Below are 13,823 nucleotides of genomic sequence, written 5' to 3'. Positions count from 1 at the left end.
AAAGGTCATGCGATTAATTTCAATCGATGTATTAAAAGAAGGAATGGTATTAGCAAGAACCATTTGGAATGAGGCGGGACATCCTCTTTTAAAGAAAAATGTTGTCATTAATGAACGTATCATACAAAGACTTCAAGAATTAAATACACATTATTTATATATAGACGATGAAATTTCTGAAGGCATTGAGGTAAAGGAAACTGTTCCACCTGTTATTCGAAATAAAGCAATTTCAACCATTAAAGATTCTTTCCAATCAATCAATGGTTTAAATCCAGTAAATGCATCTTATGTGCTTGACCAACAATCAAAAGCAATTGTCTCAATTGTAGATGAGTTGCTGTCGGCAGTTAGTGGTAATGATGAAATTCTAACAATACTTACAGATGCGTATTTATTTGATGAATATTTATATCAACACTCCTTTCAAGTCACCCTTTATTCGATAGCGATTGCTAAAGAGCTTGGATACTCGGCAGAGGATTTACGCTTGATTGGGATTGGCGCTTTGTTACATGACATAGGGAAGATTATGGTACCAAAAGAGATCCTGACAAAACCTGGACGCCTAACGAGTGAGGAATTTGAAACAATGAAGCAGCATACTCGATATGGTTTTGATTTGTTACGTAATTTACATTCCATATCATTGATTGTTGCACATTGTGCCTTCCAACATCATGAACGGATTGATGGGAGTGGCTATCCACGGGGCTTAGTTGATTTTGAAATCCATCCGTTTGCAAAAATTATTGGTGTAGCGGACGTCTTTGATGCGGTAACTACAAGTCGTGTATATCGTGAAAAAATGTTACCTTCTCAGGGCCTAGCAATTGTAGAAGCAGGCTGTGGAACTATATACGATGCACGTATTGTAAAAGCATTGAAAAATTCTGTCGTACATTATCCTAACGGTGTTATTTTAAAATTGTCGGATGGACGTCGAGGTATTGTATCTAGACAAAATACATCGAATGCAGCATTACCATGGATTCGTATTTTTGAGGAGCAAAATCAAATATTAACAGCTACATATGAAATTAATTTAGTGGACTACCCAACCGTAACAATTGAAAACGTTGAAGCGGATTATGTTGTACCATCGTAAATCGAATAAAAATCTCCTCCTGTTCATAGGTTATGGAACAGGAGGAGATTTTTTGTTTTTCCCTCGAAAAAGGATGAAATTACGATCATATAGTAATCATGGTAACTATAGAAAAAAGGGAAGTCGTTTGAATCGATTAACCATATTAGTTGTCTGCATTATTATCGGTGTTATTTTATTTATTTATTATTTAAATGCGAAGCTAATGCCGACCTACTTAGATTATGCTGAAATACAAACGGGTAAGATTGCTTCCTCCGTTGTGAGTAAAGCGATTGATTCTCGCACTTCAAGCGTTATGGATGTTAATGATGTTCTGGTAGAAGTATCCCCTGGCAACCATGCTGATTTGAAAATTAATACAGAAACGATTAATCGAGTTCGAACAGAAACGGTCAATCAAGTAAAATTATATTTAGAGCAGGCAGAGAAAGGGGAGTTGTCTCATTTACCAAATGTTGATAATGTTGAATATGATTATAACAAAATTAATGAAGGTAATGGGGTAGTTTTTTATATGCCATTGAGTCAGGCAGCTAATATCCCTTTAATTGGGAACTTAGGACCTAAAATTCCGATACGCTTTCATGTCATTGGCAATGTGCATAGTGAAGTTACTTCTTCAATAGAGGAATTTGGTATAAATAGCGCATATATGTCGGTAGGGATTCATATAGAAGTAAATGTGCAAATTATTGTCCCTTTTGCTAGTAAAACTACAACAGTTACCCAGGATATTCCGGTGGCGATGGGCTTAGTAAGGGGGGCAGTTCCAAACGTTTATTCAAATGGTAGTGAAGAGGCACCTTCAATTCAAATACCTGTCCCTCCTAAAAAGTAGAAATGTTTGCCTTCTTTCAGCGAATGTCTTTTGTACCGAAAGCGTAGCGACAGGTACAGGTTTCCAAACACCCGCTGAAATAGAGGAACTCAGTCTAAGCACGCCACGTCCTATGGCAATTTATCTGTTGCTGTCGCTTCGTTGCACTACGCTTTCGCACAAAAAACATCTGCAGGCCTAAGTACAAAGCCGATTCCGGACGCATTTTGCTGGGGTGAAATTGATTATGATAGTTGTTGGAGTTCATTTATTATGTTACATTGACATCAGTGAAGATAGTAATATAAAAACTGCACATATTTGATAGGGGCGATATCCGTATGACATCTTGTAAACCTACAAGCAAAGAAAAAGAAGAATATTTAAGAAAACCAGATTGGCTAAAAATTAAACTAAACACAAATGATGAATATAAAGGGCTAAAGAAGCTCATGCGAGAAAAAAATCTGCATACAGTATGTGAAGAAGCACGTTGTCCTAATATTCATGAATGTTGGGGTGAACGACGTACAGCAACGATGATGATTCTTGGATCTGTTTGTACGCGTGCTTGCCGTTTCTGTGCTGTTAAAACAGGTTTACCAAATGAATTAGACTTAGCTGAGCCAGAACGCGTAGCAGATTCTGTAGCTATTATGAACTTGAAGCACGTTGTTATTACAATGGTAGCGCGTGATGACTTAAAGGATGGCGGTGCGCAAGTATTAGCTGAAACAGTGCGTGCGATTCGTCGTAAAAGTCCGTTTACATCGATTGAAGTGTTACCGTCCGATTTAGGTGGTTTGAAAGAGAACCTTCAAATTTTAATGGATGCGAAGCCAGATATTTTAAATCATAATATTGAAACCGTGCGTCGCTTAACGCCAAGAGTACGTGCTCGCGCAAAATATGAGCGTTCATTAGAGTTTCTTCGTTTGGCAAAAGAAATGCAGCCAGACATCCCTACAAAGTCATCTTTAATGATAGGCTTAGGTGAAACGGAAGAAGAAATTTTAGAAGTAATGGACGATTTACGAGCAAACGACGTAGATATTATGACAATTGGTCAATATTTACAGCCAACGAAAAAGCATTTGCCTGTTAAAAAATATTATTCACCAATAGAGTTTGGTAAACTGCGTAAAATCGCAATGGAAAAAGGATTTAAGCATTGTGAAGCAGGCCCACTTGTACGTAGTAGCTATCACGCTGATGAACAAGTTAACGAAGCAACAAAAGAACGTCAATTACAAGCAGAACAGTAAAAACAAATGTTGAAATAGAAGGCGGTGCCACTTTGATCAATATTGAAGGATATGAATACGAGCTTATTGAAGATTACAAAGAGGCTTTTCAAGAAGAAGTGTTCAAGGAACGATACTCAGATATTTTAGCTAGATATGATTATATTGTGGGCGACTGGGGCTATAGTCAATTACGCTTAAAAGGCTTTTTTGACGATAAAAATCAGAAAGCCACTTTCGATACGAAGATTAGTACACTACAAGATTACTTATACGAATATTGTAATTTTGGATGTGCATATTTCGTCTTGCACAAAACGGGTAAATCTACTCAACAGCCAGAAGCTGTAGTAAGTGAAGATCATGAAGTGACAAAGATTGTTGAGCATGAACAAATTGCAGAATAAACTTTTAAAACCTGATGCGAAATTTGCATCAGGTTTTTACTTTGCAGTAATAGGTTTTTTTAATTTGGTAATAATAAAAAGTGAATGCAAAAATTGCTTTATTTTTAACTTTTCACCAAAGCGGGTATATGCAATATATAAGTTAAGTTGATTGGAGTGGAGGCTGGGCGACTCCAGGAAAGCGCCCAGCCGGAACGGAAATCAACCTCACGCTATGGTGAGGAGCCTGCATTTTTGGCTTTTATACCAACCTACTTATTTTATATTAAAGGTGTGTGTTGTTTAGATGAAAAAAGCTGTATTTTTGGACCGTGATGGGGTCATCAATGAAGTATTAACGGATCGCGTTAAATTTGTAAATAAACCAAAGGATTTTTATTTCCTGCCGTATGTTCCGAAAGCTATAAAAAAATTGAATAAATACTTTGACTATATTTTTGTAGTAACCAATCAAGGCGGTGTTGGATTGGGGTTTATGAAAGAAACGCAGCTACAAAAAATACATGAGCATATGGTAAAAGAATTGAAGAAGGAAGGGGCCACTATTCACGAAGTCGTATATTGTCCTCATAAACCAAAATCGGGATGTGCCTGTCGTAAGCCAAAAAGTAAATTAATCGTTGATCTTGGTGAAAAATATAATATAGACTTAGCAAAATCCTATATGGTGGGAGATACGGATACAGATATAATAGCAGGCAAACGAGCAGGAACTAAGGGAGTATTTTTAGGTGCGAAAGATCCGCTGGCAGATGCAGTTTTCCAAGATTTAATTAGTGCTGCTGATTGGATTATTAAAGATGCCACAGCATAATGCTAGTATTGTTGAGGTGGAAAGACAAAGCGTATAAATCATGTAAAAAAGGATAATTTATTTATTGGAGGTGATTAATTTGACTAAAGAAAATAAAAAAGGGTTAGATCGAGAAGAATATGGATTTGGCTTTGATATTAGTGTTGATGACTTAGCAGTAATTGGGCAAAATCAACAAGCCAAAAAACAAAACAATAATGAAAACAAAGACAAGCCTCGCAATAAGGATAATCCTGCTAAAATAAATAATGAAAAGTAGGGGCACAATACAATGCTCCTCGATTTAGATTTAAGATACTTACAAAAAAATTCCGCCATCCTTCTGTTGCACAGTGCGCAAAGTATATTCCTTTGTCTGTAGAAAAGCGGAATTTTTTTGTATTAAATGCTTAATTGCTATGAAAACACCCAATCTTTGAAGAGTGTTAATTTAATAATTCACGTAAATATTCTCGTAGCTCGACTGTCTCTTCCTCTGTACGATTGTACACGTGTTCAAGATAGCCAGGCTCTTCTATATCATCTGGACCAATTATAGCAAAGCGTCCAAATTGGATATCCATGACAAGCACTTTCCCGAAGAAACGACCTGATTGCAAAATGGCTAAATCATATCGTAACTTTTCCCCAGCAAAACTAACAAAGCGTGTTTTTGTATCTTCTACATCATCATATAAAAAAAAACGTTCCATCTTTTAATCTCCTTCCAGTCCTATAGATATGGTACTATAGAAGAGAAATGACTATCAACTTTTAAAGATTTGAATGGGGGCTTTCCTTGTGTATTTTGTAGATCGTAATAAAATCACAAAAAACTTACAGTACTTAGATGGACTATTAGCTATGTTGGAGTCAGAAGATAACTGGCTAGAAAATGATATTAAAAAATTAGCAATCGAGCGAATTGGTCACAATGTGATGGAGTCAATGATGGATGTAGGAAATTTAATGATTGACGGTTTCATTATGCGTGATCCAGGAAGCTATGAGGATATTATCGATATTTTAATCGATGAAAAAGTCGTATCTATTGAGATGGAAGCATCATTAAAAGCAGTAGTTGGCTTACGTAAAATGCTTGTTCGTGAATTTATAGATGTAGATATTCAGGAAGTTGTAAATGTGTTAACAGCGAGTTTACCGGTATTAAAGCAATTCTCACCAGCTGTGAATAGTTATTTAACAAATGAACTCGGCCCTGTTTCAGCATTTTTGCCAGAGGATCATCAATGAAAACTTACAAGGCATATTGCTTTGATTTAGATGGTACAGTGTATCGTGGAAAGGAAGGCATTCCTTCTGCTATTACGTTTATTCATGGGTTACAACAAGCAGGAATCGAGCCATTTTACGTAACAAACAATTCTTCTAAGACAAGAGAACAGCTGCAGGAAGCTTTAAGCGCTATAGGTGTGAATGCACCGTTAGAACATATTTATTCTAGTGCGTTAGTTACGGCGAAATATGTAGCCTTAAATTTCTCTGGCAAAAAAGTAGCTATGTTGGGTTCTGATGGTATTCGTAAAGCGTTATTGAATGAAGGCATTGAACCTACCGAGGATGAGCCAGAGGTATTTGTTATGGGGATTGATCGAAATCTAGATTATATGGCACTTGCGAAGGCGACGATTGCTGTGCAAAATGGTGCGACGTTTATAGCAACGAATCAAGATATTAAATTCCCAACAGAATATGGATTTCTCCCTGGCAATGGGTCATTTGCCCGTTTAGTGGGTGAGGTTGCAGACGTTGAGCCAATCTATATCGGTAAACCGTCACCTGCAATGCTTGAAGTCATAGCGACAGAGCATGGCTTTACGAAAGAAGAAATGGTGATGATTGGCGATAATTACGACACAGATATTATGTGTGGGATTCGCTTTGGCTGTGACACAATCCATGTAAATACAGGTGTTACACCAACAAAGATTGTACTTGAGAAGGAACAGCAACCTACCTATGTGGTGGAAGCTTTAATTGAATAGTTCAAACATAAAAAAAGGATGCTTATGTCGATTTTTTTGGCATAACATCCTTTTTATATGTTCAAATTTAGTATTAGTAAACGTTTCATCATTACGAATGAGGTATTACACCTTCATTACCATAACGGATTTTCTTCGATATATTGATAAATGGCATTCGTCAACTCTTCAGGAGAATTCGCCTCAACTAATTCACCATTGACTACTGCATAAAATGATTCTGAACATTTTGTACAGTAGCTAAGGCAGCCATATTCCATAACGTCGATGTTTGGATCGCGGTCTAGTACTTCATAAGTTTTTTGAGAGCCATTTGCTAAATTACTTATACAAAATTCAACCATTGGATTCATACGTGTCACCTCACCAAAGTAATGCTACTAGCTTTTAAAACATTCGTCAATGATTTGGGTTGGCCGTGAGATAAAAGCAGATATTTAATTGTTAAAGTTGGGCGCATACTAAATGATGACATGCTACAGTGTTAAACGATCTATACAAAAGTGAAGAAAAGGAAACAATATTTAAAAGGATTTTGAGCAATATCGACAATTTGTCACAGTACAAATGAATCAAAAATTGTTCGAAAAAAGCAAGTTATCATTCGTTTTGTGAAATCTTTCACAAAATTGCATTATGATATTGTGAAACTTCTCACAATCGGTTATACTCATTTGTGGATACTTTGTGAACAATTAATATAAGAGATATAAAAGGAGACTATTATGGGAAAATTAGTTCTTTTAGGTGGCGGCTACGGCAATATGCGTGTCATGCTTCGATTATTACCAAACTTTCCATTAGACACAGAAGTTGTGCTAGTAGACAGAGCCCCTTTCCATAGTTTAAAAACAGAATTTTACGCTTTAGCAGCAGGGACTGCAACAGATAAAGAAATTCGTGTATGCTTCCCGGAGCATGAACGTTTATCGGCTGTATATGGAGAAGTCGTTGAAATTGATCGTGCGGAAAAGGTAGTCATTTTAGAGGATGGACAACGTATTGAATATGATGATTTAGTAGTTGGTCTTGGCTGTGAGGATAAATATCATGGTGTACCAGGTGCAGAGGAGTACACATATAGCATTCAGACAATGGCGAAATCACGTTCAACATTCCAAGCACTTTGTGGTTTACCAGCAGGCTCTACAGTTGGAATAGTAGGAGCTGGCTTAAGTGGTATTGAGCTTGCAAGTGAGCTACGTGAAAGCCGATCAGATTTAAAAATAAAGCTATTCGACCGTGGGCCACGTATTCTAAAGGACTTCCCAGAAAAGCTGAGTAAATATGTAAAAGACTGGTTCGTAAAAAATAATGTTGAAGTTATTGCCAATTCAAATATTACAAAAATTGACCAAGGTAAAATTTACAATCACGAAGAAGAAATTGCACTCGATTCTGTAGTATGGACGGCTGGTGTACAGCCAGTCAAAATTGTTCGTGATTTGGAAGTGGAGAAAGATAAACAAGGTCGTCCGCTTGTAACACAATATTTCAATCTTCTTGATGATGAGCATGTATATATTGTAGGTGACTGTGCAGCTTCAGAATTACCTCCAACTGCTCAGTTAGCAGAGGAACAAGCAGAACAAATCGTAAAAGTACTTCGCATGCGTTGGAAAGGCGAAAACTTACCTGAGAAAATGCCTGATATTAAATTAAAAGGTTTCATGGGAGCTCTTGGTAAAAAACAAGGCTTTGTGTATTTAGCAGATACAACGGTAACAGGACGAATCGCACGCTTGATGAAATCAGGATTATTATGGTACTACAAACGCCAAAATGATTAATATGTCTTATAAAAAGGGATTGCTTCGAAATTTATTCGAAACAATCCCTTACTTTTTATACAGTTTCGTCAGGTTCAAAACCTAGCTTTTCAAGTGCAGTAAATACAGGCTTTAATTGCACATATCCTTCGCCTACTACTTCATCATTTATTAGGACAAGTGGATAAAAAAATTCATCTTCTTGAATGCGTGTAGCATAATCTTGATCACGCTCATTCTCAATTGGTCCTTCAATATCGATATAGCGAATATCATATCCTTGGTTTGGATATTTTCGATCTATGGCTGCTTGTAGCCACTCATATGTATCCTTTGAAGATGGTGCATTGACACAGCTCGCGCAGATTACCGCTGTTCCGTAAATTTCAATCATTGGTTTCGTTTGTCCCATTTCATTTCCACTCCTCGTGATTCAATATTGGATTTTTTCTGTTGCTAACATTATAATCATTATAAGGGAAGGAGTCGAGACAAATGGCAGAAGCAACAATTAACGACCAAGTTCAAGAGGTATTAGATAAATTACGCCCATTCTTACTACGTGACGGTGGAGACTGTGAATTAGTAGATGTAGAAGACGGCATTGTAAAATTACGTTTATTAGGTGCATGCGGTAGTTGCCCAAGTTCAACAATTACACTTAAAGCTGGTATCGAACGCGCATTATTAGAAGAAGTACCAGGTGTTATTGAAGTAGAGCAAGTATTCTAAAACGACTAAAAAAGTTCTAGCTGATTAAATCAAGCTAGAACTTTTTTTCTTAAACATGGCGAGCGTGTTCCTTTTCTTCTCGAATAATAGCCCATTGTTCCTTAGCCATATCAATGATCTTCGCTTCTCCACCAATACTTTGCTTTTCAATGACCTTTGAAAAGAAGCGTGTAGCATTTTCTAAATCACCGATACGTCTTGAAAGTTCAGCAATCATATACATAATTCGTACATCTGACATTTGAGTTGAGCTGTAATCCTCATTTGAATAAGAATCCATATAGTAATCTCGGGCCATTGTCATAAAACGTTGCTCTTGGCCTTCGTTTTTTAGTGAACGGTATAGCCATGCAAGGCGCAATGAAAGCCCAGCTATAGCGACAAATTTTTCTTTTTTAATCGTACCGCAAAGGAACGCTAATTTATAAGCTTGTATTGCTTGGAATACAGTACGTTCTCCCTTAAAATCATGGTGAACCCATTTTTCAGTAATTTGCGTGCGAATTTCATCTTGCGTGCCAGGGGCAAAATATTTCGAAAAGTCTTCTGTAAATGAAAATCCGCAATGCTCACAAACAAATACATTATAATAAAGGGCATTTACACCGTCTGCATAAATAGGATGAAAATCTGTTTCTGTATGATCTACTTTAATGAATTTAGAGCGTACTTTTAATGTTGGAAATTCTTTTTTGCAATTAAGACATTGAATTTTTTTTTCGTAATAAGGTGAAATCTCCATATTCTATACCTCTTTCATCGACTTATTATAACTATTATACCAATGTAAATTTTTAAAACATGGATAAAAAATACTAAAAATGTGAAAAATATTAGAATTTTTTTCTAAAAATCAGGATTGTCATAATAATGTATGGTTGATTTCCGTTCCGACTAGGCGCTTTCTTGTGGGCGTCCCCGAAAAGTGATCGGGTAAGCCCCGGAAGTAGCCTTGTCGCCACCCAATCAACTAAATTGCATATGTTTTAACAAATGTCATCCTTAAATATTGGGAATGAACTAAAATCATGTCGGAGCTGAATGTTTGTCATACAATAGTCAAAATTGATATGATAATAAATAAGAGGAAGGTGATTGGGATGACAAGTAAGCAAGTAATTGAAGTTACTGAAGCGGCTGTCTTTCATATTAATGAAATGATGGAGCACAATGAAGAGCGAGGTTCGTTTTTACGTGTAGTTGTTAATGGTGGCGGATGCAGTGGCCTATCATACGGTATGCATTTTGATAAAGAGAAAAAAGAAGATGATTTTGAAGATGTACAGCATGGTTTAACAATCCTTGTTTCCCGTGAAGATGCGCCAATTTTAATGGGGACAAAAATTGACTATAAGCAATCGTTAATGGGCGGCGGCTTCACAATTGATAATCCAAATGCCATCGCATCATGCGGCTGCGGCACGTCTTTCAAAACGGCAAAACGTGAAGGTACGCCTGAGATTTGTGATTGATAAGAGGAATAAATCACAGTTAAAAATGATATATACACAATCCCAAAAATGTATAACAACGACCCTAATTTAGGCTAAAAAGGGTTGTGAATAACGAGCTTCTTTGATTTGTAATGTTGCAAAACATGATGAATGAAAGGAGCTTTTTTATGACCTTGGATTCCTGAAGGCTAATTTGCGTTTCACTCGGTTTTCTGTCCTTGGAAAATCAAAGGTAGAAACCGAAATAGGGTAAAGAAAATAGAATGACTTAGTCAAACAAGAAAAAAGGGAAATCGAAAGCATCGATTTCCCTTTTTTCTTGAATATCAGCTAGTTTTGTCCCAGCCTCTTATTAATACTAACAAATCACAGTTAGTGTAGCTGTGTTAATACATACTCGTAAATTTCATCTGATGATTTATTAAGAGCTACGGAGAACTCTGAAAAAATGGTATCTTGTAAAGATTGCAGTAATTTCTCTTCTTGGTTAGGGAATTTTTTTTCAGTAGCGCTATACTCGAACTTTTTTCGTAACAATGTGTTTAAAAGATTTGCTTGTTTTTGGCGATTGCCTGATTTAATGATTTCTAAATGAAATCTCATTCGATGCGTATTTTGTTCAATCCATTCCACACCAGGGGATGTGAATGAATGTAAAATACTTAGGGCTTCTTCTTTATTAATAATATCTCTAAGCTGTTTTTTGGAATTGTCAATAGGGGTACGAATGACTAATTGTGGTTCATTAAGTGGTTGTAAAACGTAATAAGATTTAGTAATGTCGTTAAAGGTTTGTTCACAAATATCTTCAATAGAACAAAGTCCATGTGATGAGTAAATGACTACATCGCCAACGTTGTACATGTATATCCCCTCCAACAAACTATATTGTCAACTAGGTTGACTAAATTAATTGTAAGCAATTAGAAGGTTTTTGTCAACTTAGTTGACGATTGCTGCTGTTTTTTGTATATTAATAACGAAAAAAATGAAATGAAGGTGAAATAGTTGAAGGACGAATTGCAGAATCGAGATGTCATTGATTTGTTGAGCGAACGTCACGAACTACTTCGAAGACTTGCGGAAGAGAAGTGGAATAAGCATAACGATATTTATATTTCAAATTCGGAATGGTATATTTTGGGGATCGTTTATAAAAAACAACTTACGATTTCAGATGTAGCTAAAAATGTTAAATTTTCAAGACAAGCAACCCATAAAATAATAAAGAGTTTGGAAGTTAAAGGGTTGGTGACAGTTATGGGTGTCGAACATAGTAAAAAACATAAAGCTATTCGTATGACTGAATTTGGTGAAGAATGCTTTGAAAAAAATCAATATTGTAAAGCAGAAATAGAAAAACAACTGGTCAATACAATTGGAGAAGATCAGGTCATTAGATTAAAAAATATATTAAAACTTAATTGGGATATGGAGCAGCTGGAAGCGTAAGTATTCGTAGTTTAAGTATGGGAAATGTTTGGAACACAGCTTGCAACATAATAAGGTTAGGCAACTATTTTAACAGGTAGATGCATAGAAAAATTTTACAAGCCACTTTCGTTCTACTCGAAAGTGGCTTCTTTTTAACTTCTTTCAGCGGGTGTTCAAACACCCGTACCTGTCGCTACGCTTTCGGTACAAAAGACATTTGTACCTGTCGCAAAGCTTTCGGTACAAAAGATATTTGCTGAAAAGAGGAACTCAGGCTAACTGACCTGCATCCTGCTGCCGCACGCTTTCGCGAAAAAACATCTGCAGACCTAAGCACAAAGCCGATTCCGGACGCAATTATGCTGAGGCATAATTGATAATCGTTACTTTACCTTCTCGCGTTCTATAAATGAAGCGCCATTGTCATTTGCTAAATTGTAAATGGCACTTTTCTTCTCCCCATTAAATTGTCCGTTTTCTTCAATAACAAACTTTTCGTTATTTTTCGTTTGGAAATAATAAGTGCCTACTGTACCTATTTCATACTCATAAATGACTTCCTTAATATCCTGCCATTCATGTGTAGTTTGATGATGAAAATCTTTGAAAACAATTTGTGTATTCGGTATAGCGGTATAATTTAAAACAGAAAAATAGCCTAAAACTAGACTGCTTACTATTACTAAAAGCGTAATCAAATAGGTGTATTTATTTCTTTTGAACCCAAGTAAGACTAACGTTAAAATAATTAGCGCAATTGCTAGGAAAAGCATAGTGAAGTTGTATGTTGGAGTGATCAGTACGATATTATCTTTACTAAAATAAAACGTTTGGGAAATCGTAAATGGCAACATGAAAACAATGATAGGTGATAATAAAAGCAACACTATCGCAAAAATAAAAAGTTTTGCACGAGGTGATAATACATTTAACATGAAATCTCCTCATTTTTCAAAAAGTGAATATTCTGTATTTTGATAAGTGTAACATATTTCTAAAATTAGCACACATGCTTACTTTATGTTTGAAAGTAAGATGTAACCATAAAATTCTGAATTAATACTTCTATATATGGAAAATTGGCCGTTATAATAGTGATATAGAGGTGAAGATTATGAAAAAAGATAGAGGAAAAGTTTGGTTAGGTGTTGCGGGGGTTACTGTCAATGAGCTAGGTCAATGGCTAGTTGTCAAAAAGGCTTATAGCGGATTAAAGGGAAGGTGGTCATTGCCAGCTGGTTTTGTCAATGCTGGCGAAACAGTAGATGAAGCTGTTGTTCGCGAATTACAAGAAGAAACGGGTATTGATTGCTACGTATCAGGCTTAATTGGTTTTCGAACGGGTGTGATTCGTGGTGACATTAGTGATAATATGGCGATATTTTATTGTCGGATGAAAGATGAGCAGCAGAAGATTTGCATTCAGGAAAATGAATTATTAGAAGCGAAATGGATGTATCCAAAGGAGCTCGCACAGGATGAAATGACATCAGTTATGTTAAAGGAAATGGCATCCAACCAATTTGAAAAGCACCAATTAAAGGGCATTGAAGGTATTAATCCAGGAGATGTCTTTGGTTATTCCTCTTATAAATTGTTCTTTAAGAAATAAAGTGATAGAGGAGACCTATGATGGAACTATTTTTGTTTATGTTAGAGCGAGTAGGGCTAATCATTGTGTTTGCCTTTTTAATGTCAAGGTGGCGTCTCTTTCGGGGAATGCTATTTCAGGATCAAGGGGTTAAGGAATTGCTTTATCCCATTAGCATATTTCGAACAGCGAAAAACTATTGAAAATTAGTCGAATACTAGTTTTCAATAGTTTTTTATTGGCTCATCACTAAGAGTTGTGGATGACATTTGTTAAAATTTATGCCATAGATAAGTTGATCTTCGTTCCGACTGGGCGACTCCAGGAAAGCGCAGTTGGAACGGAAATCAACCACACGTTATGGTGAAGATCCCAAAATATGACGAACAAGCGAAATCAAGGATATGTACATTGAAAGCGTTGTAGTAATCATGTAAACTAATGAGAGGAAAACGGAGGTTATAC

Annotated in this window: 19 protein-coding genes; 13 read left to right on the top strand and 6 right to left on the bottom strand. The window is 36.2% G+C overall.

Annotated elements, in window-relative coordinates; translation table 11 throughout:
• Positions 1 to 7: 7 nt before the first annotated feature.
• From ACQKMV_RS07300 to ACQKMV_RS07275, 6 genes are all read left to right on the top strand, one after another.
• Positions 8 to 1,108, top strand: coding sequence for an HD-GYP domain-containing protein (locus ACQKMV_RS07300; protein WP_427503149.1), 1,101 nt, complete (start codon positions 8 to 10; stop codon positions 1,106 to 1,108).
• A 52-nt stretch (positions 1,109 to 1,160) separates the two neighbouring features.
• Positions 1,161 to 1,949, top strand: a complete 789-nt coding sequence (yunB, locus tag ACQKMV_RS07295; RefSeq protein WP_427503148.1) for a sporulation protein YunB — start codon at positions 1,161 to 1,163, stop codon at positions 1,947 to 1,949.
• Between the two features lie 320 nt (positions 1,950 to 2,269).
• On the top strand, positions 2,270 to 3,193 hold the full coding sequence (gene lipA / locus ACQKMV_RS07290; protein WP_427503147.1) for a lipoyl synthase: 924 nt from the start codon (positions 2,270 to 2,272) through the stop codon (positions 3,191 to 3,193).
• A 32-nt stretch (positions 3,194 to 3,225) separates the two neighbouring features.
• Positions 3,226 to 3,579, top strand: coding sequence for a YutD family protein (locus ACQKMV_RS07285; RefSeq protein WP_427503146.1), 354 nt, complete (start codon positions 3,226 to 3,228; stop codon positions 3,577 to 3,579).
• Positions 3,580 to 3,865: 286 nt separating this feature from the next.
• On the top strand, positions 3,866 to 4,393 hold the full coding sequence (locus tag ACQKMV_RS07280; RefSeq protein WP_427503145.1) for a D-glycero-alpha-D-manno-heptose-1,7-bisphosphate 7-phosphatase: 528 nt from the start codon (positions 3,866 to 3,868) through the stop codon (positions 4,391 to 4,393).
• Positions 4,394 to 4,457: 64 nt separating this feature from the next.
• Entirely contained in the window at positions 4,458 to 4,652 is a 195-nt protein-coding gene (locus tag ACQKMV_RS07275; RefSeq protein ID WP_427426469.1) for a hypothetical protein, read from the top strand.
• 166 nt (positions 4,653 to 4,818) lie between these two features.
• Here ACQKMV_RS07275 and ACQKMV_RS07270 read toward each other — a convergent pair whose 3' ends face one another.
• Complete coding sequence (locus ACQKMV_RS07270; protein ID WP_427426470.1) at positions 4,819 to 5,085, bottom strand: DUF3055 domain-containing protein; 267 nt, start codon at positions 5,083 to 5,085, stop codon at positions 4,819 to 4,821.
• 88 nt (positions 5,086 to 5,173) lie between these two features.
• Between ACQKMV_RS07270 and ACQKMV_RS07265 the strand changes: the two genes are divergently transcribed.
• On the top strand, positions 5,174 to 5,626 hold the full coding sequence (locus ACQKMV_RS07265; RefSeq protein ID WP_427426471.1) for a DUF86 domain-containing protein: 453 nt from the start codon (positions 5,174 to 5,176) through the stop codon (positions 5,624 to 5,626).
• A complete protein-coding gene (locus ACQKMV_RS07260; protein ID WP_427503144.1) occupies positions 5,623 to 6,378 on the top strand; it encodes a TIGR01457 family HAD-type hydrolase in 756 nt (251 codons plus the stop codon). The genes ACQKMV_RS07265 and ACQKMV_RS07260 overlap by 4 nt, the downstream gene beginning before the upstream one ends.
• Before the next feature lie 116 nt (positions 6,379 to 6,494).
• Here ACQKMV_RS07260 and ACQKMV_RS07255 read toward each other — a convergent pair whose 3' ends face one another.
• Positions 6,495 to 6,731, bottom strand: a complete 237-nt coding sequence (locus tag ACQKMV_RS07255) for a YuzB family protein (protein WP_427426473.1) — start codon at positions 6,729 to 6,731, stop codon at positions 6,495 to 6,497.
• 372 nt (positions 6,732 to 7,103) lie between these two features.
• Here ACQKMV_RS07255 and ACQKMV_RS07250 point away from each other — a divergent pair, with 372 nt between their 5' ends.
• Positions 7,104 to 8,168, top strand: a complete 1,065-nt coding sequence (locus ACQKMV_RS07250) for an NAD(P)/FAD-dependent oxidoreductase (protein WP_427503143.1) — start codon at positions 7,104 to 7,106, stop codon at positions 8,166 to 8,168.
• Between the two features lie 55 nt (positions 8,169 to 8,223).
• Here ACQKMV_RS07250 and ACQKMV_RS07245 read toward each other — a convergent pair whose 3' ends face one another.
• Complete coding sequence (locus tag ACQKMV_RS07245; protein WP_427426475.1) at positions 8,224 to 8,559, bottom strand: YuzD family protein; 336 nt, start codon at positions 8,557 to 8,559, stop codon at positions 8,224 to 8,226.
• Between the two features lie 83 nt (positions 8,560 to 8,642).
• Here ACQKMV_RS07245 and ACQKMV_RS07240 point away from each other — a divergent pair, with 83 nt between their 5' ends.
• On the top strand, positions 8,643 to 8,879 hold the full coding sequence (locus ACQKMV_RS07240; protein ID WP_100546189.1) for a NifU family protein: 237 nt from the start codon (positions 8,643 to 8,645) through the stop codon (positions 8,877 to 8,879).
• A 49-nt stretch (positions 8,880 to 8,928) separates the two neighbouring features.
• Here ACQKMV_RS07240 and ACQKMV_RS07235 read toward each other — a convergent pair whose 3' ends face one another.
• Positions 8,929 to 9,621 (bottom strand): DUF2225 domain-containing protein, encoded by a 693-nt coding sequence (locus ACQKMV_RS07235; protein WP_427503142.1) that lies wholly within the window; start codon positions 9,619 to 9,621, stop codon positions 8,929 to 8,931.
• A 358-nt stretch (positions 9,622 to 9,979) separates the two neighbouring features.
• Here ACQKMV_RS07235 and ACQKMV_RS07230 point away from each other — a divergent pair, with 358 nt between their 5' ends.
• On the top strand, positions 9,980 to 10,351 hold the full coding sequence (locus tag ACQKMV_RS07230; protein ID WP_427426477.1) for a HesB/IscA family protein: 372 nt from the start codon (positions 9,980 to 9,982) through the stop codon (positions 10,349 to 10,351).
• A gap of 354 nt (positions 10,352 to 10,705) precedes the next feature.
• Here the strand turns inward: ACQKMV_RS07230 and ACQKMV_RS07225 are convergent, their stop codons facing one another.
• Positions 10,706 to 11,197 carry a CarD family transcriptional regulator gene (locus tag ACQKMV_RS07225; RefSeq protein WP_427503141.1) on the bottom strand — a complete coding sequence of 164 codons (492 nt, stop codon included), beginning with the start codon at positions 11,195 to 11,197 and terminating at the stop codon, positions 10,706 to 10,708.
• 144 nt (positions 11,198 to 11,341) lie between these two features.
• Between ACQKMV_RS07225 and ACQKMV_RS07220 the strand changes: the two genes are divergently transcribed.
• On the top strand, positions 11,342 to 11,785 hold the full coding sequence (locus ACQKMV_RS07220; RefSeq protein WP_427478713.1) for a MarR family winged helix-turn-helix transcriptional regulator: 444 nt from the start codon (positions 11,342 to 11,344) through the stop codon (positions 11,783 to 11,785).
• Between the two features lie 365 nt (positions 11,786 to 12,150).
• Here ACQKMV_RS07220 and ACQKMV_RS07215 read toward each other — a convergent pair whose 3' ends face one another.
• Complete coding sequence (locus ACQKMV_RS07215; protein ID WP_427503140.1) at positions 12,151 to 12,702, bottom strand: hypothetical protein; 552 nt, start codon at positions 12,700 to 12,702, stop codon at positions 12,151 to 12,153.
• A gap of 179 nt (positions 12,703 to 12,881) precedes the next feature.
• Between ACQKMV_RS07215 and ACQKMV_RS07210 the strand changes: the two genes are divergently transcribed.
• On the top strand, positions 12,882 to 13,379 hold the full coding sequence (locus ACQKMV_RS07210; protein WP_427503139.1) for an NUDIX hydrolase: 498 nt from the start codon (positions 12,882 to 12,884) through the stop codon (positions 13,377 to 13,379).
• Positions 13,380 to 13,823 lie beyond the last annotated feature (444 nt).

The organism is Lysinibacillus sp. NPDC094403 (assembly GCF_050278745.1).
Classification (GTDB): domain Bacteria; phylum Bacillota; class Bacilli; order Bacillales_A; family Planococcaceae; genus Lysinibacillus.
This window is presented reverse-complemented; position numbering and strand designations above follow the sequence as displayed.